Raw genomic sequence first — 22,649 nt, 5'->3', positions numbered from 1 at the left:
GCGGCCGTCAGACGAGGTCGAGGGCGTTGGCCAGCGAGTCCACCACCGGGACCCCGACGCCCTCCAGCTCCGACCGCCTGGTCATGCCGCCGGTGTAGAGGATCGCGCGGGCGCCGACGTGCTGGGCCGCGTGGGCGTCGTCCACGCTGTCACCGATGACGACGACCTTCGCCGAGTCGACACCGAGCGCGCGCAGGTGCTCGACCATGTGCTCGGCCTTGTGGCCGCCGGTCGCCGAGCGCGAGCCGTCGATCCGGGTGAAGTGGCCGTCGATGCCGAACTCGCCGGTCTTGCGGACCAGCCTCTCGTGGCCCCACATGGACAGCAGCGACTGCGTGCGGCCCGCCTCACCCCAGGCGCGCAGGCTCGACAGCGCCCCCTCGGCGAGGCTGCACGCCTCCATCAGCCGGTGGTAGTGGTCGTGGAAGCCCGCGTCGAGCAACTCCCATTCGCCCTCCCTGAGCGGCCGGCCGAGCATCCGCTCGTACGCCACCCAGATGGGGCGGGTGTACACCTCGCGGAAGCCCTCCGCGTCGTACGGCCCCAGGCCGTACGACTGGAAGAGCTCGTTGGTCGCGCCGACGACGGCGTCGATGTCGTGGAAGAGCGTGCCGTTCCAGTCCCAAACAATGTGTGTCATCGTGTCTCCCAGCTTAGACGCCGGGTGTGACATATCCATGAACGCCGTGGGTCAGGTGAGCAGATCCGGGATCTCCTGTGTGGCGTACCACAGCAGTTCGTGGTCCTCCGCGCCGTCCACGACGAACCGCGCGTCGTCGTCCCCGGCGTCGGCCGACGGCAGCGCGGCGATCGCGGCCTCCACGTCCGGCACGGCGTCCGGGTCGTCCACGTGCACCGCGGCGACCAGCCGCAGCGGGACCGCCTCCAGCACCCGCACGCGGGCGCGCTCCTCCAGCTCGGCGCCGGCCTTCACGGTCTCGTCGGGCACCTCGGCCGCGATCACGATCCGCCGCGCGGCCACCTCGACGCCGTCCTTGCGGTCGGCGGCCAGCATGCGCAGGGAGGCCCGGGCGGCCTCGGTCAGCGCGACGTACTCCAGTTCCTCGGTGTCCCCCGAGACGTACCACTCGATCAGAGCGGGGGTGACCGCGAAGCCGGTCAGCGGGGCCGGACCCAGCTCTCCCGCGGCGACGACGCGCGCCAGCGCGGGAATCGTGGACGGCAGATACACGCGCATGCGTTCCTCGACTCGGTGTGAATGTGCGGGCGGGCGAACTACAGGCGGGCGGTGCCGGTCTCGCGGAGAGGCAGGCCGAACAGGCGCTCCAGCTCGGCGATGGTCGCCGCGGGCTCGTTGTGGTGGACGCCGACCAGGCCGATCGCGCGGGCGGCCAGGATGTTCGCCTCGATGTCGTCGACGAACACGCACTGTCCCGGCTCCAGCCCCAGCAGGCCGAGCGCGTGGTGGAAGATCCGCTCCTCGGGCTTGCGCATGCCGACCTCGCCCGAGATGACGACCGCGTCGAAGATGGCCTCCCAGCCCTCACGCGCGTAGTGGTCGCCCCAGGAGTTGGACAGCAGACAGGTGCTGTAACCGCCCGCGCGGGCCAGTCGCAGCATCTCGTTCATCTCCTCGACCGGCCGGAAGCCGGCGAACATCCGGGCCAGCAGGCCGTCGGCCTCCGGCGGCCCGCCGTCGAGGGTCACCAGCCGGGCCGCCAGGGCGCGCTCGAACTCGAGGACGGGGATCTCGCCCCGCTCCAGCGCGTGGATCGGGTTCTCCACGCCGGGCTCGGCGCCCGCCCGGTACGCCTGCGCGACCAGGGCGCGCATCACCTCCCGGTAGTGCCGGGGGTCGATCCGGTCGGCCTCGATCCACTCCGCGACGGACTCGGCCAGGCTCGTGGTCAGAACCCCGCCCCAGTCGATCAGCACACCCTTGAGCACCGCGCCTCCCAGCCGACGTGCCTCAAATACTAGGCCGCCCGGCCCGCCCGCCTGCTCATCCGGCGGCCGCGAAGACGCGTTCGGCGATCCTGAGGTGCGCGGCGGATCTCAGCGCGCCGGGATCGGTGTGGATCGGGCCGAAGACGCCGCGTTTGTCCTTCAGCCGCAGGATCCGCAGCACCGACTCGTCGATCCTGCGCTCGGAGATGCGTCCCGACTTCACCGCGTCGAGGACGGCGTCGTACGCCTTGGGCAGGTTCGGCGGCATGAGGAGGATGTCGGCCCCGGCGAGGACGGCCCGTACGGCGACCTCGGTGTCGCCGTACTTCTTCCGCACGCCGGCCATGTCGAGCGCGTCGGTGCTGATCACGCCGTCGAAGCCGAGCTCCTCGCGGAGCAGGCCGGTGAGGATGCGGGGGGACAGCGTCGCGGGGTCGCCCGCAGGGTCGAGCTTCGGCATCACCACGTGCGCCGACATGATCGCGTCCACGCCGTGCTCGATCGCCGTGCGGAACGGCGGCGCGTCCAGCTTCCGCCACTGCGCCTTCGAATGCGTGATCACCGGCAGGCCCGTGTGGCTGTCGACCGAGGTGTCCCCGTGGCCGGGGAAGTGCTTGGCGACCGAGGCCACGCCCGCCTCCTGGAAGCCGTCGACGGCCGCCCCGACCATCGCGGCCACCTTCTTCGGGTCGGAGCCGTACGCGCGGGGGCCGATGACGGGGTTGCGGGGGTTGATGTTGACGTCGGCGACCGGCGCGAAGTCGAGCGAGATGCCGAGATCGCGCAGTTCCGTACCGGTCACCCTGGCGACGTCGCGTGCGTTCGCCGTCTTGCCGGTCGCGCCGATCTGCGACGCGCCGGGGAGCTTGGTGACGAGCGGCTTGAGCCGGGAGACGAGGCCGTTCTCCTGGTCCACGCCGATCATCAGGGGCGCCTCGCCCGACCTGGCCGCCGCCTCGCGCAGGCCGGTGGTGAGCGCGGCGACCTGGCCCGCGCCGGAGACGTTGCCCGCCCAGTCGAACAGGATCACCCCTCCGGGGCGGAACTTCTCCACCACCTCCGCCGGTGTCGCCACGCCGTATCGTGCCTCGTTCTCCTTGCTCGCCGCCCCGGCCTTCGGGCCCCAGACGACGATGGTGAACAGCTGCGCGACCTTGTCCCGCAGGCTCATGGCCGCGAGCGTCCGTTCGGCCCGGTCGGCGGAGGGCCGGGCCGCGGGCGACGCCGACGGGGACCCGGCCCCGGACGGCGACGGCGCCGCCGACGACGGTGCCGCCGACGACGCTGCCGGGGACGCTGCCGGTGACACGGCCGCGGGGGACACGGACGAGCACCCGGTCACGAGAAGGGCGAGCATGACGACACCGTGTCTGATTCGTGGCACGTTCTTTACCGTATCCGTGCCCCGGGGGCTACCGGGCCCGGACCGGGTATGCCGGAGAGTCAGAGCGCGAGCGCGTCCAGGCCCGGCAGCTGCGCGCGAGCTGCCGCTTTGGCGTCCGGCGCCGAGGTGGCCGAGCGCGCCGCGGCGGCGGCGTCGCGGCACTGCGCGAGCGTGTGCCGCGACAGGGCCGCGCGCACCCAGGGCAGCGCGGGAGCGCCCATGGACAGCGAGGTGACCCCCATGCCGACGAGCACGCAGGCGAGCACCGGATCGGCCGCGGCCTCGCCGCAGACCCCGCAGCCCTTGCCCGCCGCGGAGGCCGCCGAGGCCGCCATCGCGATCAGGTCGAGCACCGCGGGATGCCACGGGTCCTGCAGCCCGGCGACGGCGCTGACCTGGCGGTCGGCCGCGAGCGCGTACTGCGTGAGGTCGTTGGTCCCGATCGAGAAGAAGTCGACGGCCCGGATGAGGTCCGCCGCCCGCAGCGCCGCCGACGGCACCTCGATCATGATGCCCGCGCCGGCGAGCCCCGCCGTACGGCAGGCCTCGGCGAACCACTCGGCCTCCTCCACGGTGGCCACCATGGGCGCCATGACCTGCACCTTGGCCGAGACGCCCGCCGCGGCCCCGGCCAGCGCGCCCAGCTGGGCGGTCATGATCTCCGGGTACCGGCGGAACATGCGCAGACCGCGCTCGCCGAGCGCCGGGTTCGGCTCCTCCTCCGGAGGCGGCAGGAACGCCAGCGGCTTGTCGGCGCCGGAGTCGAGCGTGCGCACCACCACCCGGCCCTCCGGGAACGCCTCGAACACCGCCCGGTAGGCCTGCTCCTGCTCGCTCCCCGACGGCGCGGTCTCCCGGTCGAGGAAGAGAAACTCGGTGCGGTAGAGACCGACGCCCTCGGCGCCGTTGGCCAGCGCGCTCTCCAGATCGCGGGGGCCGCCGATGTTGGCGAGCAGGGGCACGGGGTGGCCGTCGGCGGTCGCGCCGGGGCCGGTGGCCGCCGACAGCGCCGCGCGCCGTGCCTCGTCAGCGGCGCGGGCCTCGGCCACGCGGGCCTGGCCGGGCGCGAGCAGCACCTGTCCCGAGGCGCCGTCGACCAGCACGGAGGTGCCGGGGGCGATCGCGGTCGCGCCGGCGCAGCCCACGACGGCGGGCACGCCCATCGAGCGGGCGAGGATCGCCGTGTGGCTGGTGGGCCCACCCTGCTCGGTGACGAACGCGGCGACCACGTCCTTCGACAGCAGCGCGGTGTCGGCCGGGGCGAGGTCCTTGGCGACGAGCACGAACGGCTCATCGGCGCCCGTCGGCACGCCGGGCATGGGCAGGCCGGTGAGCACGGCGATCACCCGGTCGCGGATGTCGTCGAGGTCGGCCACGCGCTCGGCCAGGTAGCCGCCGGCCGCCGCGAGCAGGTCCCGATACTTGCCGAACGCGTCGAAGACGGCGCGCGGGGCGGCCACGCCGCGGTCGACGAGCTCGCCGACCTCCATGGCCAGGCTCGGGTCGCGGGCCATCAACGCCTGCGCGCCGAGCACGTCCTGTGCCTCGCCGCCCGCCCTGGCGCCGCGCGCCTCCAGGTCGGCGGCCACCTCCTCGACCGCCCGTCCGGCGCGGGCGCGTTCGGCGGCGGCGTCGCCGTCGTGGCGCGCGTCCTTGTCGGGCTCGGGGATCTCACCCACGAGCACATGGACCGGGCCGTACCCGGCGCCGGGGCTGACCCCCGTACCGGCAAGCACAGTGCCGGCCAGCGACCGCGTGCCGTCGTCGTCCCCCACCGTCGTCCCCGTCTTCCGCTGCCCGTCCATCGGCGTCAGGAGGCCGAGGCGATCTGGGCGAGCTCGTCGAGCAGCTCTTCGGCGCCCTCGCCATCCGCGCTGATGACGATCGACTCCCCCTGCCGTACGTCGAGCGCCAGAACCGACAGGATGCTCTTCGCGCTCACCGGCGCGCCGCCCGCCTTCGCGATGGTGACGTCGAAGGGCACCTTCGCCGCGGTCTGCACGAACGTCGCCGCCGGCCGGGCGTGCAGCCCGACCTCGGACGCGACGCTGACTGTGCGTTCGGCCACGTTTCCTCCTCCTGGGGCGGTGGTCTAGACCGCCGGTAGTTCCGTCAAAGGCCAGTCAATACCCGACATATCGGGGATTACCAGATCCGCGTGCGACAGTTCATCCGGATGATGGGTGGTGGCCACCGCGACGCAGGTCATACCCGCGGCCCGGGCCGCCGCGATTCCGGCGAGCGAGTCCTCGAACACCACGCACTTCGCCGCGTCCACCTGGAGCAGGTCGGCCGCCAGGAGATATCCGGACGGATCGGGCTTGCCCACGCTCACGTCCTCGGCGGAGACGATGGTCCGTACCACCTCCACGACGCCGATGTCGGTGAGCCGTTCCACCGCCCACCATCGCTGGGCCGAGGTGACCAGGGCCAGCGGAGCGCCCTGCTCCGCGACCCGGGACACCAGCTCGGCCGCCCCCGGGACCGGCACGATGCCGGGCAGATCCGGATGGTCGTAGTAGGAGCGGATCTCCTCCATCACGACCTCCGGATCCGTCCCGGGCAGCACCTCGGGAACGACGTCCACCCCGCGGCGGCCCATGACGCGCCGCAGCAGCGTCTCGTCGTAGAAGATCCCATGGTTGTCCAGGAGCATCCGCCACAGGGCCAGGCTGCGGATCTCCGTGTTGATCAAAGTGCCGTCCAGGTCGAAGAGCGCGGCCTCCATCACTGGTCACGACCACTCGAACAGCGCGTCGCCCGCGTTCACGCCGCCCTCGGCGACCTTCCCGACCGCGCCGGCCGGCGCGTCGAGCGCCACCACCGGGCAGACCGGCGAGCGGCCGCCGGCCTCGATCGCGGCGGGGTTCCAGGCCACTACGGGCTGCCCCGCGCCGACGCGGTCCCCCTCGGTCGCGAGCAGGCGGAAGCCCTCGCCCTTGAGTTGCACGGTGTCGATGCCCAGATGCACCAGCACGCCCCTGCCGTCATCCCCCACCACGACGTACGCGTGCGGGTGCAGCTTCACGATCGTGCCGCTGATCGGGGCCACCGCCTCGACGGGCCCGCGTACGGGGTCGATCGCGGTCCCCGGACCGACCATCGCCTGGGAGAACACCGGATCCGGCACGGCGGCCAGCCCGATGGCCGCCCCCGCGACCGGGGCGAGAACAGTCGTCAATGAAGCGCCCTTCCCTGGGACCGGGCAGGCGTCACCGATAGGTCCGCCGGATACCGGCGGACCTGCCGTGACCTCCCGGATCAGCCGATGATGTCCTCGATGTCGCTGGCGATGGTGTCGGCCTCGGGGCCCACCACGACCTGGACGACGTTGCCCGCCGCCATCACTCCGTGGGCGCCGGCCGCCTTGAGCGCGGCCTGGTCCACCCTGGAGGCGTCGTGCACCTCGGTGCGCAGCCGGGTGATGCACGGCTCCACCTCGATGATGTTGTCGGCGCCACCGAGCCCGGCGATGATCGCCTCGGCGTCTGCAGCCATGGGGGATCCTCCTGTTGTTCAGTCGGTCTGGGTGACCTTCTTCAGACCGCGGGGGGAATCGGGGTCGATTCCGAGCCTGCGCGCGAGCGCTTCGGTGAGCAACTGCCCGGGGACGATGAGTCCCAACGGAGCCACCCACTCGGGCAGGTCCGGACCGTTCAGTGCGGCGGTCGAGGCGGCGGCGAGCCGTTCGCCGCCACCGACGCCGAAGGCGGCGGCGCCCGCGCCGGTGACCCGCTCGGCCAGCGCGACCGTGCCCGCCAGTGTCGGGCCCTGCCCCGCCGCCACCAGGATCGCCGGGGTCTCGGCGTCCACGACCGCGATCGGGCCGTGCAGCAGATCGGCGTACGACAGGCCCATGGCGTGCAGGTAGCACGCCTCCTTGAGCTTGAGCGCCAGCTCCAGCGCGGTCGAGAACGCCAGGCCGCGGCCGGAGACGACGACGCCGGGCTTGTCGGCCAGGCCCTCGACCACGGCGTCCAGGTCGCCGGGGTCGGAGACCAGCTTCTCCACCGCGTCCGGCACCTTGCGCAGGTCGTCGGCGTCCACGTCGGCGCCGAGGCCGATCGCGAGCACGGCCAGCGCCGCGAGCTGGGTCGTGTAGGTCTTCGTGGCCGGGACGGCCTTCTCCTCGCCGGCGAGCGTGCACAGCGCGAGGTCGGCGGCCTGGGCCAGCGGCGACTCCTCGCCGCCGTTGGTGATCGCGACGGTCTTCGCGCCGCAGTCCTTCGCCCACTGGAGGGTCTCGACGATCTCCTCCGTACGGCCGGACTGGGACAGGCCCACGGCGAGCACCCCGTCGAGGTCGAGCCTGCGGCGGTAGGTGGTGGCCACGGAGGGCGCGCCCATCGCGGCCATCCGGCCCGCCCGCGACTCGATCAGGTAGCGGCCGTAGACCGCCGCGTTGTCCGAGGTCCCGCGGGCGACGAACAGCAGGTGCCGGGTGCCGCGCGCGACCGCCTCGACGTCGCCGGTCCTCGGGAGGAGGGCGTCCAGCGTCGCCCGGATCGCCGCGGGCTGCTCGGCGATCTCACCGCGCATTCTGGTCGTCATCGATGATCATCCCTTGCTTGGCGAGATTTGTCCGTTATCGATCCGTCGCCGGCCCATACATTGACACACATTTCCCGGCTGTGGTCTAGTCCGGACTAGACCAGTAAGAACCTTAACTTATTCGGACGATCCAGAGCGAGAGGGGAGGGATCAGTGGCCCAGATCGATCCGGACAGCCCGGTGCCCAAGTATTTCCAGCTACGGGAGATCCTGCTCGACCTCATCGAGAGCAACGAGCTGCCGATCGGCGCGGCGATCCCCTCCGAGCGTGACCTGAGCCAGCGTTATGACCTGTCCCGTATGACGGTACGGCAGGCCGTCGACCACCTGGTGTCCGAGGGCCGGTTGCACCGGGTCCCCGGCAAGGGCACGTTCGTGGCCCGGCCGAAGATCGAGCTGGCGCTCCAACTCACCTCCTTCACCGACGACATGCGGGCGCGCGGCATGGAGCCGGGCTCCCGTGACCTGGACCGGCGGGTGGTCCGGGCCAGTGCCCACCTCGCACGGCAGCTCGGCATCCAGCCGGGAGACGCCGTCCACTTCATCGAGCGGCTGCGCACGGCGGACGGGGAACCGCTGAGCATCGAGCGCGCCCACATCCCGGTCGCGCTCGCGCCCGATCTCGACACCTACGACCTGACCGGACGATCCCTGTACTCCCTGCTCGAGTCGCGCTACGGACTCGTCATGGACGCCGGGGAGCTGACCATCGACGGCGGCGTCGCCGATCCGAGCGACGCCGACCTGCTCAAACTGCCCCGGGGCGGGGCCGTGCTGCTGCTGCAGCGCCGGTCCTTCGCCGGCGGGGTCTGCGCCGAACTCGGCGTCTCCACCTATCGCGCCGACCGCTACCAGCTCCGGACGCTCCTCGGAGCCCCGGCCAGACGCCTCTAGTAGTCCCCCCACCCTGGAGGAACACCCGATGAGTTCCACCTCCGCCGACGCGGGCCTGCCGGCCGCGCCCTCGAACCAGAACGCGGTGATGACCGCGCTGTCCCGTATCGGCCGTTCCCTGATGCTCCCGATCGCGGCGCTGCCCGCCGCGGCTCTCCTTCTCCGGATCGGCCAGGACGACCTCCTCGGCCGTACGGACAACGCGACGCTCGACAAGATCGCACAGGTCATCGGCGGCGCGGGCGGCGCCCTGTTCGACGCGCTGCCGCTGCTGTTCGCGATCGGTGTGGCGGTCGGCTTCGCCCGGCGGGCCGACGGCTCGACCGCCCTGGCGGCCGTGGTCGGCTACCTCGTCTGGGACCGGGTCACCCACCTGATGTTCTTCGACGCCTCCGCGGACGCGGCGGTGCACAAGAAGGTGGCGCAGACCGTCCTGGGAGCGGACGGCAAGCCGGCCGAAGCGCTCAACCTGGCATCGGCCAACCCGACCGGAGTGCTCGGCGGCATCCTCATGGGCCTCGTCGCGGCCATCCTCTGGCAGCGGTACTACCGGACCAAGCTGCCCGCCTACCTCGCGTTCTTCGGCGGCCGCCGCTTCGTGCCGATCCTCACCGCGCTGGCCGGACTGATCCTCGGCGTCGTCTTCGGCCTTGTCTGGCCGCCGATCGGGCAGGGCCTGACCAACTTCGGCGACTGGCTGGCCACTCACTCGACACTCGGTGCGGGCATCTATGGGATCGTGAACAGGGGCCTCATCCCCTTCGGTCTGCACCACTTCGTCAACTCGATCGTCTGGTTCACCGTGCCGGAGTGCACCGTCGGCGCGACCCAGGCCGCGGGCGACCTGAACTGCTACTTCGCCGGCCAGGACGGCGCCGGAGCTTTCATGGCGGGCTTCTTCCCGGTCATGATGTTCGGCCTGCCGGCCGCCGCGATCGCCATGTGGCGGGCCGCGCCGTCGAACCGCCGCGCCGCCATCGGCAGCATCATGATCTCCACGGCCCTGATCTCGTTCGTCACCGGCATCACCGAGCCGATCGAGTTCGCCTTCATCTTCGTGGCCCCGATCCTGTTCGCGGTGCACGCGCTGCTCACCGGCGTCTCGATGGCCCTGGTCGCCGCTCTCGACGGACGGCTCGGCTTCGGGTTCTCCGCCGGTGCGATCGACGCCGCCCTGAACGCGACGAAGGACAACACGCACAACTTCTGGCTGATCATGCTGATCGGCATCGTCTACTTCGTCCTCTACTACGTGGTCTTCAGCTTCCTCATCAAGAAGCTGAACATCATGACGCCCGGCCGGGAACCGGAGCCCGACGTGGACTCCGGGGAGAGCGCCGAGACGGCGCGGGCCCGCGCCTGACGCGTCACGTCCCCTCTCAGGGAGCAGGGGCGCCCGGTGATCCCGGGCGCCCCTGTTGTGTTTCCCGTGGTTGCGGATGCCGTTAATCGTCGATCAGACCATGCGCGAATCCGAGCGGCTCACGCCAACCCGAGGGGATTTCCCGGACGAACCTCGGCACAAAGGCCCGCCACGCGGCAAAGTTGGCGTGCCCGGTATCAGGAGGGATGACCGCAACCTCTATTAGGCGTCAGGTTCACTGCGCACGAGAGCGGAGTCCCGATGCCCAAGCCCGTCCCCCTGCCACGGCTCACGTCCGTCCCCCCGGCCGATCCTCCGTACGACGAGCGCGACGGCGGCGGCCACATCACGCCGCGCCCCGGCACGTACGGCGCGCTGGCCCTGGCCCCGGTCCCGCGCCGTACGGGCACGCCCACGGACGAGCGCCGCCTGCGGGGGCTCGGCCAGGCGCTCGCGGAGGTCCTGGCGGGCCGCAGGCCTCCGGAGACCGTCGCCGGACGGCTCACCGAGCGGGCCTACCGCGAACTGGTCCGGGCCGGGAAGATGATCGACGCCGAGCGGCCGCCGCTGACAGGTCTTCCCCATGTACAACGCCCCCGCGACGGCGCGATCGAGATGTGCCTGCTCGTCCACTGCGGGCCGCGCAGCCACGTGCTCGCCGTACGACTGGAGCGGCAGGGCGTGCAGTGGCTCGTCACCGAGTTCGAGACCGCGTGACCGGGGCCCCCGTGACGCGAAGGACCCCGCCGGGCAGGCCCGGCGGGGTCCGTTCTCAGGTCACGTCACGCCTGCTGGTTGCGCGGGTCCCCGTGGCAGCGCTTGTACTTCTTGCCCGAGCCGCAGGGGCAGGGCGCGTTGCGCTCGGTGTCGCCGTAGGCGGCGCGCTGCTCGGGGGTCGACCGCACCCGGCTGACCTCCACGTCGCCGCTCTCTCCCGGCGCGCTGTAGACCATCTCGGTCGGCCGCGACGGCTGCCGCAGCGCCCGGGCGATGATCGAGCCGGTCTCGGAGAGCGCCGTGTCGTCCTCGGCGTTCTCCTCGACGATCGGGTTGGCCTGCACCTCGACCTCGAGGTTGAACAGGTAGCCGGCCGACTCCTCCTTGATGCCGTCGAGCATCGCGGTGAACATCTCGAAGCCCTCGCGCTGATACTCGATCAGCGGGTCCTTCTGGGCATAGGCGCGCATGCCGATGCCCTCCTGGAGGTAGTCCATCTCGTAGAGGTGCTCGCGCCACTTACGGTCGAGCACGGAGAGGATGACCCGGCGCTCCAGCTCGCGCATCGCCTCGGAGCCGAGCTGCTCCTCGCGGCGGTCGTAGGCCGCGAGCGCGTCCTCCTTGACCTTCTCGGCGATGAGCTCCGCCGACAGGTCCTCCCGGTCGCCGCCGATCCGCTCGATGAGCTCGTCGACGGTGAAGGAGATCGGGTAGAGCTGGCCGAACGCCTTCCACAGCTTCTCGAGGTCCCACTCCTCGGCGAAGCCCTCCGCGGTGGCGCCCTTGACGTAGTCGTCGATGACGTCGGTGACGAAGCCGCGGACCTGCTCGTGCAGGTCGGCGCCCTCCAGCACCCGCCGCCGCTCGGCGTAGATGACCGTGCGCTGGCGGTTCATCACCTCGTCGTACTTCAGGACGTTCTTGCGGATCTCGAAGTTCTGCTGCTCGACCTGGTGCTGCGCGGAGGCGATGGCCTTGGACACCATGCCCGACTCGATCGGCACGTCGTCCGGGATGTTGAGCCGCGTCATGATCATCTCGACCCGGGCCGAGTTGAACAGCCGCATGAGGTCGTCCTCGAGCGAGAGGTAGAAGCGCGACTCGCCGGGGTCGCCCTGACGGCCGGAACGACCGCGGAGCTGGTTGTCGATGCGCCGCGACTCGTGCCGCTCGGTGCCCAGCACGTAGAGGCCGCCGGACTCGGTGACCTCCTCGTGCTCGGCCTTGACGGCCTCCTTCGCCTTCTCCAGCGCCTCGGCCCAGGCCTTCTCGTACTCCTCCGGAGTCTCGGAGGGCGACAGGCCGCGCTGCTGAAGCTCCAGGTCGGCGCGGAACTCGGGGTTGCCACCGAGCATGATGTCGGTGCCTCGACCGGCCATGTTGGTCGCCACGGTGACCGCACCCTTGCGGCCCGCCTCGGCGACGATCGCGGCCTCACGGGCGTGGTTCTTCGCGTTCAGCACCTCATGGGGCACGCCCTGGCGCTTGAGCATCCGCGACAGCTTCTCGGACTTCTCGACGCTGGTGGTGCCGACGAGGACCGGCTGGCCCTTCTCGTAGCGCGCCTTGATGTCATCGACGCACGCCTGGAACTTGGCGTCCTCGGTCTTGTAGACGACGTCGGGCTGGTCCATGCGGACCATCGGCCGGTTCGTCGGGATCGGGACGACGCCCAGCTTGTAGGTCTGGTGGAACTCGTTGGCCTCGGTGGCGGCCGTACCGGTCATGCCGGCCAGCTTCTCGTAGAGGCGGAAGTAGTTCTGGAGGGTGATCGTGGCGAGAGTCTGGTTCTCGTCCTTGATCTTCACACCTTCCTTGGCCTCGATGGCCTGGTGCATGCCCTCGTTGTAGCGGCGGCCGTGCAGGACGCGCCCGGTGAACTCGTCGACGATCAGGACCTCGCCGTCGACGACGATGTAGTCCTTGTCCTTCTTGAACAGTTCCTTGGCCTTGAGAGCGTTGTTGAGGAACTGCACGAGGTGGGTGTGCTCGGGCTTGTAGAGGTTGTCGATGCCGAGCCAGTCCTCGACTCTCTCCACGCCCGCCTCGAGGATGCCGACGGTGCGCTTCTTCTCGTCGACGACGTAGTCGCCGGTGCTCTCCTCGCCGTCCTTGCCCTCGGTGCCGCGCCGCAGCCGCGGCACGATCTTGGCGAACTCCTGGTACCACTTGCCCGACTGCTCGCCCGGGCCGGAGATGATGAGCGGAGTCCTGGCCTCGTCGATCAGGATCGAGTCGACCTCGTCCACGATGGCGAAGTTGTGGCCACGCTGGACGCACTCCTCCATCGACCACGCCATGTTGTCGCGGAGGTAGTCGAAGCCGAACTCGTTGTTCGTGCCGTACGTGATGTCGGCGTTGTACTGCCTGCGGCGCTCCTCCGGCGACATGTTCGCCAGGATGACCCCGACCTCCAGGCCGAGGAAGCGGTGGACGCGGCCCATGGTCTCGGCGTCGCGCTTGGCCAGGTAGTCGTTGACCGTGACGACGTGGACGCCCTTGCCGGAGATGGCGTTCAGGTACGCGGGAAGCGTACAGGTGAGCGTCTTGCCCTCACCGGTGCGCATCTCGGAGATGTTGCCCATGTGCAGGTTGGCGCCACCCATGAGCTGCACGTCGAAGTGGCGCTGCCCGAGGACTCGACGGGCGGCCTCGCGGACGGTCGCGAACGCCTCCGGCAGCAGGTCGTCGAGGGACTCGCCCTCGGCGTGGCGCTGCTTGTACTCGGCGGTCAGTGCGCGGAGCTCGGCGTCGGACAGGCTCGTGAAGTCCTCTTCGATGGAGTTGACCTGCTCGGCGATGCGCTTGAGCTTCCGCAGAGTCTTGCCTTCGCCGGCGCGAAGGATCTTGTCGAGAATGGCTGGCACTTTTAGTAAAGCTCCTCGCAGGTCTACCCCGGCCGATCACCGGGGTGTGAGGACGAGACATACTTCCCCGCTAGCCATCGTAGGCGGTTCCAGTACCAGACACACCCACCTGCTATCGACGGAGCGCCGCGGCACAATCGCGTAACTCATAAGGGGAAAACCGCGCCCAAGGATCCCCCGATGTTCCGACCACCTCTGCCATCAGGTAGAAAACGGGGTATGGCACAGAGCGGACACCAGGGCAGCCACGCGGGTAGCGCCAAATCTTGGCTCGCCGTCTCCATCATCCTCATCGGCTTCACCGTCGGGGGCGTGGCGCTGACCCTCGGCCCGAGTTGGCTCTTCGTCTGGATCGGCGTGGGCATCTGCGCCGTCGGCGGGCTCCTCGCGCTCGCGTTCGACATCTTCTCGGACGTGATCGTGGACGCCCCCCGGGAGGTTCCGGTCCAGGAGCACCACTCGCCGTTCGAGCACCGGTCGATCACCTCCTGAGGTCGACCCGGACCCGAACCCGAACCACCGTAAGCGTTTTGTCGGTCACGGCGTCTAGCATCTGTGGCTGTGACCGACCTGACCGCCGATCTCACCGCTGACGAGGCCCGCAGGATCATCCTCCGGGCCCAGGGTTTCCTCGGCGCCGCAGCCCGCGGCGGCGGTGTCTCCGCCATGCTGCGGCGCGTCGGCGCCGTCCAGCTCGACACCATCTCCGTCCTCGCCCGCTCCCACGAGCTCGTCGCGTACGCGCGCCTCGGGGCGGTCGGGCGCGCCGCGGTCGAGCGGGCCTACTGGGACGACCCCGCCCGGGCCTTCGAGTACTGGTGCCACGCCGCCTGCGTCCTGCCCATCGAGCAGTGGCCGCTGTACGCCTTCCGCCGCCGGGCCTACCGGGAGCGGCGGTTCCGCTGGCACGAGGTGCCGCCCGTCGTCGACAAGGTCCTGGAGCAGGTGCGCACGGACGGCCCGCTGACGACGGCCGACATCGGCGGCGCCAAGAATGGGGGCCCGTGGTGGGACTGGTCGGACACCAAGATCGCCATCGAGTTCCTGCTCGACGTCGGTGAGGTCGTCTGCACCCGCCGCGTCGGCTGGCGGCGCGTCTACGAGCTGGCAGAGCGCGCGGTCCCGGCGGACCTGCTCGCCCAGGACCTGCCCGACGAGGAGTGCGTGGCCCGGCTGACCGCGATCGCCGGGCGGTCGCTCGGCGTGGCGACCAGGGCGGACCTGGTCGACTTCACCCGCGTCAAGGGCGGGCACGCCGCCATGCTCGACGATGCGCTGCTGAGCGGCGCGGCCGGCCTCGTGCCCGTACGCGTGTCGGGCTGGCCCGCCCGGCGCGGCGCGGACGTGGGCGGGCCGAACGCCTGGGCCGATCCCGCGGCGCTGGAGAGCGAGCCGCGCGGGCGGCACCGCACCACGCCGCTGTCGCCGTTCGACTCGCTCATCTGGGAGCGGGCGCGGGCGGAGCGCGTGTTCGGCCTCAACCACCGCCTGGAGGCGTACGTCCCGAGGGACAAGCGGGTGCACGGCTACTTCGCGATGCCGGTGCTCGCGGGCGGGCGGATCATCGGCCGGGTCGACCCGGCCCGTGAGGGCGCCACGCTGGTCGCCCGGCAGGTCGGCTTCGAGCCGGGCGGCGGCCGCGGGCGGGCCGTGGAGGCGATGAGCGACGCCCTGTGGGAGGCCGCGAGCTGGGTCGGCTGCACCGACGTGCGGGTGGAGCGGGTCGCCGCACCGGACCTGGAGGGCCCGTTGCGCGCCGCCGTGGCCCGCGGTCCCGAGCGGGCACCGGCCAGGCAGTCGCCAGGCGCCCCCTAAGGACCTGTTCCGGCAGCGGACGCCATGACGACGGACGACGCGGTCACCCCGCTCAGGTGATCTCCAGCAGCCGCTCGCGCACGGCATAGACCACGGCCTCCATGCGCGAGTGGAGCTGGAGCTTCTCCAGGATGTTGCGGACGTGGTTCTTCACCGTGTTCTCGGAGATGAACAGGTCCTTGGCGATCTCGCGGTTGTTCATGCCCTTCGCGACGAGGCGCAGGACCTCCATCTCCCGGTCGGTCAGGCGGGGAACCGGGAGCTGGGGAGGCCGCTCGGCCTCCTTGCGGCTCATGTTCGCGAACTCGCTGATCAACTTGGCCGCCATGGCGGGGTTGATGAGCGACTGACCCTCGTGGACGCCGCGCACGGCGTCGGGCACCTCGTCGATCTGGACGTCCTTGAGCAGGTATCCGGTGGCACCGGCCTTGATCGCCTCGAAGAGGTCCTCCTCCTCGTCGCTGACCGTCAGCATGATGATCCGGGTGCTCGGCACCGACTCCTTGATCTTCCGGGTCGCCCCGATGCCGTCCAGCCTCGGCATGCGGACGTCCATCAGGACCACGTCCGGCATCAACCGGTCCGCGAGCTCGACCGCCTCCTGGCCGTCGTTCGCCTCGCCTACCACCTCGATGTCCGCCTCCGCGGCCAGCGCGAGCTCCAGACTGCGGCGGATCAGCGCGTGATCGTCGACGATCAGCACACGGATCGGCTCGCTTCGACCGGCTGCTCGGGCCGCCTCGTCGGGTCGGGTCACGGAACCTCCTTGCGGGGGCCAAGGACGCTGGATCGCCATCATTACACGGGCGCCAGGGTGGTTAGGGATCTTGTTGCGCCCGTCCCGTCCCTCTCCGCCCGGTTTGTTCCCGGATGTGCGGAGCCCCGGCCCAGATGTCCGGGCCGGGGCGCCTCGCGGAAGCTAGCTCTCGACGAGCCTGAGGACTCCGTAGTCATAGCCGCGCCGGCGGTAGACGACGCTCGGCTGGCCCCCTTCCTTGTCCCGGAAGAGGTAGAAGTCGTGACCCACCAGCTCCATCTCCAGGAGCGCCTGGTCGATCGTCATGGGGTCGGCCTTGTGGAACTTCTCGCGAACGATCAGCGGTCCTTCGCCGTCCATCTCGATGGGCACGATGGGCTCGAAGCTCGCGCCCCGCTCCGCTGCGGTCTCCGCCGGGATCTCGGCGACCGGTGCCGGCTCCGGTTCCTCCCGGAGGGTCTGGATCTCCCCCTGGACCTCCGCCACCGCGGTGTACGAGGCGACCGAGCGAGGATAGTTCTTCCCATGGTGGATCTTGCGGCGGTCGGCGAGGCGCCTCAGCCGCTCCTCCAGCTTGCCGATGGCGATGTCCAGCGCCGAGAACCGGTCGTCCGCACAGGCCTCGGCGCGGATGGCGGGGCCCCGCGAGTGGATCGTCAGCTCCACCCGTTCACGTTGCCCGCTTTGCCGGTGATTGGGCTCCTTTGAGACCTCTACGTCGATCTGGATGAGCTTGTTGTTGAGCTTCTGGATCCTGGCCAGCTTGGACGTCACTTGATCGCGGAACCGGTCACCCACAGTGGTGTGCCGTCCCTTGACGATGATTTCCACGCAAAGCCCCCCTTCGCACATCGACGGTGGTGCACGCGCTCCTTGGACACCCGTCCGGCCGACCTGGTCTTCGTCCCCACATTCGCCTGCTGAGAGATTCGCAGCTCACTCGCCACTACTACCCTTCTCCTCTGACGGGGGACATCTGGACCCCCGGGAGGGCAGGACTTACTCCTAAGCCGCACCGTGATCGGTCGACCAAGAGTCGCCTTACGTGGGCCGTTTCGCCTGCGGCTGGCATCGGCTAACCAGGCCGGACTCCGCGATGGAGTCGGCCCGGCGCAACCACGGACCCGAACGGGTGCCATGTCTGAACGCTAGTCGCTACCGCCTCGAATGTCAGCCAGGAGATCGGCTAAACGATCACTTTGCGTGATCCCGGTTGCCGTCTGGCCGATGGAAAATTCGCGGTCATGTTCTGGGAATCCCCGCCAGCGCGGCATCCACACCTGGATTGAGCAGGGAAGTCGCCGCAAATCCGGCAGCGATCCGCTCCACCGCGGGATGCCCCAGGCTTGCACGAGTCTTTACTGTCGGTGATGTTCACCAATCCGGCGTCTCCGGCGTGTCGCGGCGATCGTGACCGCCACGGCCGGCTCCGTGCCCGTGGCGCGCAGCGCCCTGGCCGCCTCCGCCAGCGTCGTCCCGGTCGTAACGACGTCGTCCACCAGGACCACGGCGACGGCCCCCGGACGGCGGCCGGAGGGCCGGAGCCGCGCCGCCGCGCCCGGCACGACCTCGAAGGCGCCCGACAGGTTGACGGCCCGCTCCGCCGATCCCAGCCCCGCCTGGTCGGCCACGCGCCGGCCCTGGCGGAGCAGGGGCGCGAGGGCGGCGGGACGGCCCCGCCGGCACAGCTCGCGGGCCGCCGCCGTGGCGAGGCTCCGCACGGGATCGTGCCCGCGGCGGCGAGAGGCGGCCCTGGCGCTCGGAACCGGCACCAGCCACAGCTCGCGGTCCGCTCCCCCGCCCGCCGCCCACGCGGCCACACAGGCGCTCACCGAGGCGGCCAGGGCCGGCACCAGGGCCGTACGGCCGCGTTCCTTGTGCGCGAGGATCATCCGGCGGGCCGCTCCGTCGTAGGCGGTGGCCGACCAGCAGTCCGGCAGACCGGCGGGCGGCGGGTCCGGCGGCCGGGGAGCCGGTTCCCGCAGCAACCCGGCCGTACAGGACGGGCAGGCCACCGCGCCCGGCGCGCCGCATCCGGCGCAACGGGGCGGAAGGATCAGGTCGAGCAGGGCCGCCGGCACGCCCCCAAGCATGCCGCCCGCCACCGACGAAATACCGGGGCCCGTCCTCAGGAACGAAGCGCGAGCGTGCGGGACGCCGACACCACCTTCTTATCGGACTGTCCATTTGGATCTTTCGGGCAACCTAAAGGGATGGTGCAATGGCCTCATGACCGACGATGTGGCCGCCGATCCGCCCTGCTCCTTCGCCGACCGCTCCCGACGGTGGCGCCTTGGCCTCGTCGCCCTCGGCGGCCTCTGGGAGCTGCTGACCCTTCCCCTGGTGGCATGGGACGGCTGGTCCTGGGAGTGGGTGGCGCACGTGTACCGGTCGGCGCCCTACCAGGCCGTCAGCGAGGCGATCGGCGCCGACCCCTACGTCGTGTTCGGAGCGCTTGGAGGCCTGTCTTTCCTCGCTGTCGGTGTCGCGCTCCTGCCGGACATGCGCAGAGCCGGAATCGGCGGACGGCTCTTCGCCTGGCTGATCATCGCGACCGGGGTGGTCTCGGCGCTCAGCTACCTGGGGACACCGGTGGATTCACCGCTTCATCCGTTGTGGGGAGCGGAGATCTTCGCGCTCATATTGGTGGGTATCGCCGGCCCCTTCGCCGCCGCGACGGCCGGGACTTGCTGGAAGAGATGGACACGGATCCTCATGGCGGCGACGATTCTCGTCCTCGCCGCCGGTCTCGCCTCACTGGGCTACTACCCACACGGTCCCCTGGTGTCTCTCGCGGCGGGGACTGCACTGCTCATCGCACACGCGCCGCGAGACGCGGCACTCCGGAGCGAGCTCGGGCAGGGGTCCGCCGCGGCTCAGCCGAGGGGGTAGACGGGGTTGGTGGCGCCGTTGTAGGCGCGCGGCGTCCAGGCGTGCTTGTCCATGCTGTAGGTGAGCACCTGGCCGTCGTCGGCCGCCGCGAGGACGTGGTCGGGGGCGGCGGCGACCGACTTGACCTTCGAGTCGAGCTTGATGGGCCCGTCGCCCGGGACGACGCCCTCCATCACCGACCACATGACCAGTTCCTGGCCGCTCCTGCCCTCGGACAGCACGAGCAGGTCGGCGGCGTCCTGCCACGCGATGTCCTTGATCTTCTGCGCGTCGCGCGGCTCGATGAGCGTCCGTACGGACTCGATCCGGGTCTGCTGGCCGTTGCGGACGATCGTGCCGATCTTCACGGAGGTGCCGAGGCCGTCGTCGAGGATCGCGGCGACACGGGCGCCGTCCCGGGAGACCCGCAGCTTGACGATGCGCCCGTACGACAGCTCCTCGTTGACGTCCACCCGGCGGGCCCGGCCGTTCTCGGCCACCCAGACCCGGCTCTCGTGCGGGTTGACCCTCTCGGCCGACCAGACGGCCCCGTAACGGTCCCAGGAGGGGGGGCTCATGTCCCCGCCCGCGATCCACCGCTGCCACTGGCTGCCCGGTGTCATCGGGGCGGCGTAGACGCCGTCGCCGTTGACCAGGGCGGCCACGAGGGGCGGGAACTCGCCGGGGTCGGAGACGGCCGGCTGGGAGAACTTCCCGGCCTGCTCGCCGGCCGCGCCGGGCACCGGCGTGCCGTCGCCCTTCTCCTTGAACTGCAGCAGCCTGCCGCCCTGCATGTAGTACGCCTGCACGGAGCCGCTCAGCACGCTCGGGTCGTAGCGGGCGTAGTCGGCGGGCCGGAAGCGCAGCCCGGAACCGCCGTTCGCGCGGATCTCGACGGTCCGGCCGGTCACCAGCTCGCCGAGCGTCCAGACGAGCTGGGCCTTCAGCGCGTCGAGACGGTCGGCGGGCACCGACTCCAGCTCCGAGGAGAAGTCGATCACGACCGTGTCGCCCTCGACCGTGATGCGGTTGAGCTGCGTTCCCGGCGGGAACGCGCTGCTGACCGCGTTCCTGATGGACGAGGTCGGTCCGGCGAGCAGGCGGCGGACCAGCGTCTCCGGCACCCCCCGGCTGGGCTCGACGGGCGCCCACACGCGGTCGGCCACGAGGCCGACCTCCCCGGTGGCCGGTGGGTAGTACAGGTCCACCTTCCGGTACGCGCGCCACAGGTCGTCGTACGACAGCAGGCGGGCGTCGGGCGGAACGTCGATCCGCCACTCGCCGTTCTGCTTGACCAGCGTGAACGGCTCGACGAAGTTACCGGCGGACGGGGTGGACCTGCCCTCCTCGTCGATCGTGGCGACCGCCGTGCCCTTCAGCGTCACCGTCGTCCGCGTGACCTCCTGGAGGTTCTGCGCCCGGTCCGACTCGATCTTGCCCTCGTAGATCCGGGTCTGCCGCCACGGGTTCCAGGCCTTGGCCGCGCCGGGGGTGAGGTACTCCCTGGCGACGCTCAGCTCCCGGTCGTCGAAGGCCGCCATGGCCGCCTGGAAGCCCTTGACGATGTCCTCGGGCAGGGCGCCCTTCTTCGGCCGCGTGGCGATGAGCCGCACGTACGGCTGGCTGAGCGTGTCCTTGCCGTGGTCCTCCTGTGCCGGGCGGGGGCTGCCGCTCGTGGGCACGGTGGCGCACCCCGCCCCGCCGGTGACCAGGACGAGCGCCGCACCGGCGACAGCGGTGAGACGGCGGGCGCCGAGCCGCTCACTCCGCATCGAAGGCCCCCGCCTCCACGTTCTCCCTCGCCCGCGGCGCCGCCTCCGGCGCGACGCCGGCGGCCGGGGTCAGGACCGGCGTGGCGTGGCCGCGCCACGTGCGCCGCATCTCGACCTCCGGCGGCACGAGCGGGAGCGGCGACCCGCGCAGCGGGGCGCCCGCCACGCGCGGCAGCGACAGGCGGAACTGGCTGCCCTCCCCCGGAGCGCCCCACGCCTGGAGCCACCCGCCGTGCAGCATGGCGTCCTCCCGCGAGATCGCCAGGCCGAGCCCGGTGCCGCCGATGGTCCGGGCGCGGGAGGGGTCGGCCCGCCAGAAGCGGTCGAACACCATCGTCTCCTCACCCGGCTTGAGGCCGACCCCGTGGTCGCGTACGGCCACGGCCACGGCGTCGCGGTCGGCGCCGAGCGTGACGACGATGTCCTTGCCCTCGCCGTGCTCGATGGCGTTGAAGAGCAGGTTGCGCAGGATGCGCTCGACCCTGCGGCCGTCCACCTCGGCCATGCAGGGCTCGTTGGGCAGGCGCAGCTCGAACCGGGTGGCCTGCCGCTCGGCGAGCGTCTCGGAGTCGCCCACCGCGCGCAGGACCACGTCGCGCATGTCGACGGGGTCCAGGTCGAGGGTGGCCGCGCCCGCGTCGTACCGGCTGATCTCCAGCAGGTCGGCGAGCATCGACTCGAAGCGTTCGAGCTGGTTCTGCATGAGCTCGGCGGCCCGTGCGGAGGCGGGGTCGAAGTCGTCGCGGCCCTCGTACAGCAGGTCGGCGGCCATCCGGACGGTCGTCAGCGGCGTGCGCAACTCGTGGGAGACGTCGGAGACGAACTGCCGCTGCACCTGCGAGAGCTCCTCCAGCTGGTGGATCTTCAAAGCGAGGTTGGACGCCATCTCGTTGAAGGACGTCGCCAGCCGGGCGAGGTCGTCCTCCCCGCGCACCTTGAGCCGCTCCTCGAGGCGGCCCGCGGCGAGCCGCTCCGCGGCCTGGCGCGCGAGCCGTACGGGCGTGACCACCTGCCGCGTGACCAGGGAGGCGACACCGGCGAGCAGCAGCACGAGCGCGGCTCCCGCGCCGAAGACCATCCGCTGGACGGTGAGCAGTGTCTTCTCCTCGTCGCCGAGCGGGAAGACGTGGTAGATCTCGTAGGCGCCGTTCACCCGGGCGCCGACCACCATGCCGCTCTCGGGCTGCTTCGCGCCGATGTACCGGATCTTCGTGAACGCCTTGGTGAGCGACTGCTCCTCGCTGCTCTGGACCTTCTCCCGCAGGGAGGCCGGGATGCTCGACCAGTCGATCTGGCCGGACGCCCGGCCCTCGCCGACCGATGCGTCGTTGAAGACGACGACGTCGTAGCGGCCTCCGGAACGGTCGGTCAGGGCCTTGGCCGCCGCGTCGACCGGGTTGACCGTCTGCCCCTGGGCCGTGGCGTCCTGAGCGTTGTCGGTCACGTCCGCCGGTTGGGTGAGGTAGCCGCTCGCGGTCGCGACGTTCGCCCGGGACTCCTCGACCGCGGCCACCTCGCTGGAGGTCAGCACCGATGCGCTGATCGACTGGTACAGGAAGACGCCGAGGACGGCCACGACGGCCATCGACAGCACGAGTGTGCTGGTGACGACGCGAAGCTGGAGCGAGCGCCGCCAGGCGCGCCGCAGCCGGCCCGCGAGGCGGCGCGCGCGTCTGCGGACCCCGCGGGCGATCTGGCCCGGGGTCCGGCGACGCAGTTTCCTCGCGGGGACCGGCATGGCGACGACGGG

At 71.1% G+C, this 22,649-nt stretch carries 22 protein-coding genes; 6 read left to right on the top strand and 16 right to left on the bottom strand.

The window, feature by feature from the left end:
- Positions 1-7: 7 nt before the first annotated feature.
- The 10 genes from HHX41_RS12830 to HHX41_RS12785 form a co-directional block, all read right to left on the bottom strand.
- Complete coding sequence (locus HHX41_RS12830) at positions 8-640, bottom strand: HAD family hydrolase (protein WP_169982850.1); 633 nt, start codon at positions 638-640, stop codon at positions 8-10.
- A gap of 51 nt (positions 641-691) precedes the next feature.
- Positions 692-1,198, bottom strand: a complete 507-nt coding sequence (locus HHX41_RS12825) for a DUF6912 family protein (RefSeq protein WP_182906118.1) — start codon at positions 1,196-1,198, stop codon at positions 692-694.
- A 38-nt stretch (positions 1,199-1,236) separates the two neighbouring features.
- Complete coding sequence (locus HHX41_RS12820; RefSeq protein WP_169982848.1) at positions 1,237-1,908, bottom strand: HAD family phosphatase; 672 nt, start codon at positions 1,906-1,908, stop codon at positions 1,237-1,239.
- A 55-nt stretch (positions 1,909-1,963) separates the two neighbouring features.
- Positions 1,964-3,292 (bottom strand): glycoside hydrolase family 3 protein, encoded by a 1,329-nt coding sequence (locus HHX41_RS12815; protein ID WP_310741956.1) that lies wholly within the window; start codon positions 3,290-3,292, stop codon positions 1,964-1,966.
- A 59-nt stretch (positions 3,293-3,351) separates the two neighbouring features.
- Complete coding sequence (gene ptsP, locus HHX41_RS12810) at positions 3,352-5,097, bottom strand: phosphoenolpyruvate--protein phosphotransferase (RefSeq protein ID WP_182906117.1); 1,746 nt, start codon at positions 5,095-5,097, stop codon at positions 3,352-3,354.
- A gap of 5 nt (positions 5,098-5,102) precedes the next feature.
- Positions 5,103-5,360: an HPr family phosphocarrier protein gene (locus HHX41_RS12805; protein ID WP_169982846.1), complete on the bottom strand. Its 258-nt coding sequence runs from the start codon at positions 5,358-5,360 to the stop codon at positions 5,103-5,105.
- A gap of 24 nt (positions 5,361-5,384) precedes the next feature.
- Positions 5,385-6,020, bottom strand: a complete 636-nt coding sequence (locus HHX41_RS12800) for an HAD family phosphatase (RefSeq protein ID WP_169982845.1) — start codon at positions 6,018-6,020, stop codon at positions 5,385-5,387.
- 6 nt (positions 6,021-6,026) lie between these two features.
- Positions 6,027-6,473 (bottom strand): PTS glucose transporter subunit IIA, encoded by a 447-nt coding sequence (locus HHX41_RS12795; protein WP_182906116.1) that lies wholly within the window; start codon positions 6,471-6,473, stop codon positions 6,027-6,029.
- A gap of 80 nt (positions 6,474-6,553) precedes the next feature.
- Positions 6,554-6,790, bottom strand: a complete 237-nt coding sequence (locus HHX41_RS12790; protein ID WP_169982843.1) for a glucose PTS transporter subunit EIIB — start codon at positions 6,788-6,790, stop codon at positions 6,554-6,556.
- Positions 6,791-6,808: 18 nt separating this feature from the next.
- Positions 6,809-7,843, bottom strand: a complete 1,035-nt coding sequence (locus HHX41_RS12785) for an SIS domain-containing protein (RefSeq protein WP_182906115.1) — start codon at positions 7,841-7,843, stop codon at positions 6,809-6,811.
- A 153-nt stretch (positions 7,844-7,996) separates the two neighbouring features.
- Between HHX41_RS12785 and HHX41_RS12780 the strand changes: the two genes are divergently transcribed.
- From HHX41_RS12780 to HHX41_RS12770, 3 genes are all read left to right on the top strand, one after another.
- Positions 7,997-8,737 carry a GntR family transcriptional regulator gene (locus HHX41_RS12780; RefSeq protein ID WP_169982841.1) on the top strand — a complete coding sequence of 247 codons (741 nt, stop codon included), beginning with the start codon at positions 7,997-7,999 and terminating at the stop codon, positions 8,735-8,737.
- A 28-nt stretch (positions 8,738-8,765) separates the two neighbouring features.
- Positions 8,766-10,100 (top strand): PTS transporter subunit EIIC, encoded by a 1,335-nt coding sequence (locus tag HHX41_RS12775; protein WP_182906114.1) that lies wholly within the window; start codon positions 8,766-8,768, stop codon positions 10,098-10,100.
- A gap of 261 nt (positions 10,101-10,361) precedes the next feature.
- Positions 10,362-10,817, top strand: a complete 456-nt coding sequence (locus HHX41_RS12770; RefSeq protein ID WP_169982839.1) for an Rv3235 family protein — start codon at positions 10,362-10,364, stop codon at positions 10,815-10,817.
- Positions 10,818-10,882: 65 nt separating this feature from the next.
- On the opposite strand, the gene secA is transcribed toward HHX41_RS12770, so the two are convergent.
- Positions 10,883-13,684, bottom strand: coding sequence for a preprotein translocase subunit SecA (gene secA / locus HHX41_RS12765; protein WP_182906113.1), 2,802 nt, complete (start codon positions 13,682-13,684; stop codon positions 10,883-10,885).
- A 180-nt stretch (positions 13,685-13,864) separates the two neighbouring features.
- Here secA and HHX41_RS41715 point away from each other — a divergent pair, with 180 nt between their 5' ends.
- Positions 13,865-14,176, top strand: a complete 312-nt coding sequence (locus tag HHX41_RS41715) for an HGxxPAAW family protein (RefSeq protein WP_310741955.1) — start codon at positions 13,865-13,867, stop codon at positions 14,174-14,176.
- A 69-nt stretch (positions 14,177-14,245) separates the two neighbouring features.
- Positions 14,246-15,499, top strand: coding sequence for a DNA glycosylase AlkZ-like family protein (locus HHX41_RS12755; protein WP_310741954.1), 1,254 nt, complete (start codon positions 14,246-14,248; stop codon positions 15,497-15,499).
- Between the two features lie 52 nt (positions 15,500-15,551).
- Here HHX41_RS12755 and HHX41_RS12750 read toward each other — a convergent pair whose 3' ends face one another.
- The 3 genes from HHX41_RS12750 to HHX41_RS12740 all read right to left on the bottom strand — a co-directional run bounded on the left by HHX41_RS12750 (position 15,552) and on the right by HHX41_RS12740 (position 18,337).
- On the bottom strand, positions 15,552-16,256 hold the full coding sequence (locus HHX41_RS12750) for a response regulator transcription factor (RefSeq protein ID WP_169982836.1): 705 nt from the start codon (positions 16,254-16,256) through the stop codon (positions 15,552-15,554).
- A gap of 162 nt (positions 16,257-16,418) precedes the next feature.
- Positions 16,419-17,087 carry a ribosome hibernation-promoting factor, HPF/YfiA family gene (gene hpf / locus HHX41_RS12745; RefSeq protein ID WP_182906112.1) on the bottom strand — a complete coding sequence of 223 codons (669 nt, stop codon included), beginning with the start codon at positions 17,085-17,087 and terminating at the stop codon, positions 16,419-16,421.
- 527 nt (positions 17,088-17,614) lie between these two features.
- Positions 17,615-18,337, bottom strand: a complete 723-nt coding sequence (locus HHX41_RS12740) for a ComF family protein (protein WP_169982834.1) — start codon at positions 18,335-18,337, stop codon at positions 17,615-17,617.
- 148 nt (positions 18,338-18,485) lie between these two features.
- Here HHX41_RS12740 and HHX41_RS12735 point away from each other — a divergent pair, with 148 nt between their 5' ends.
- Entirely contained in the window at positions 18,486-19,148 is a 663-nt protein-coding gene (locus tag HHX41_RS12735) for a hypothetical protein (RefSeq protein WP_182906111.1), read from the top strand.
- Here HHX41_RS12735 and HHX41_RS12730 read toward each other — a convergent pair.
- Complete coding sequence (locus HHX41_RS12730; RefSeq protein WP_182906110.1) at positions 19,133-20,899, bottom strand: LpqB family beta-propeller domain-containing protein; 1,767 nt, start codon at positions 20,897-20,899, stop codon at positions 19,133-19,135. The two genes, HHX41_RS12735 and HHX41_RS12730, sit on opposite strands and share 16 nt — an antisense overlap.
- Positions 20,889-22,637: an MtrAB system histidine kinase MtrB gene (mtrB, locus tag HHX41_RS12725; protein WP_182906109.1), complete on the bottom strand. Its 1,749-nt coding sequence runs from the start codon at positions 22,635-22,637 to the stop codon at positions 20,889-20,891. Before mtrB ends, HHX41_RS12730 begins: the two co-directional genes overlap by 11 nt.
- Positions 22,638-22,649: the final 12 nt, after the last annotated feature.

The sequence above is a fragment of the Microbispora sp. H13382 genome, from assembly GCF_014161445.1.
GTDB lineage: Bacteria > Actinomycetota > Actinomycetes > Streptosporangiales > Streptosporangiaceae > Microbispora.
Note: the sequence above shows the minus strand (reverse complement) of the source record. Positions and strands in the feature narration are given on the sequence as shown.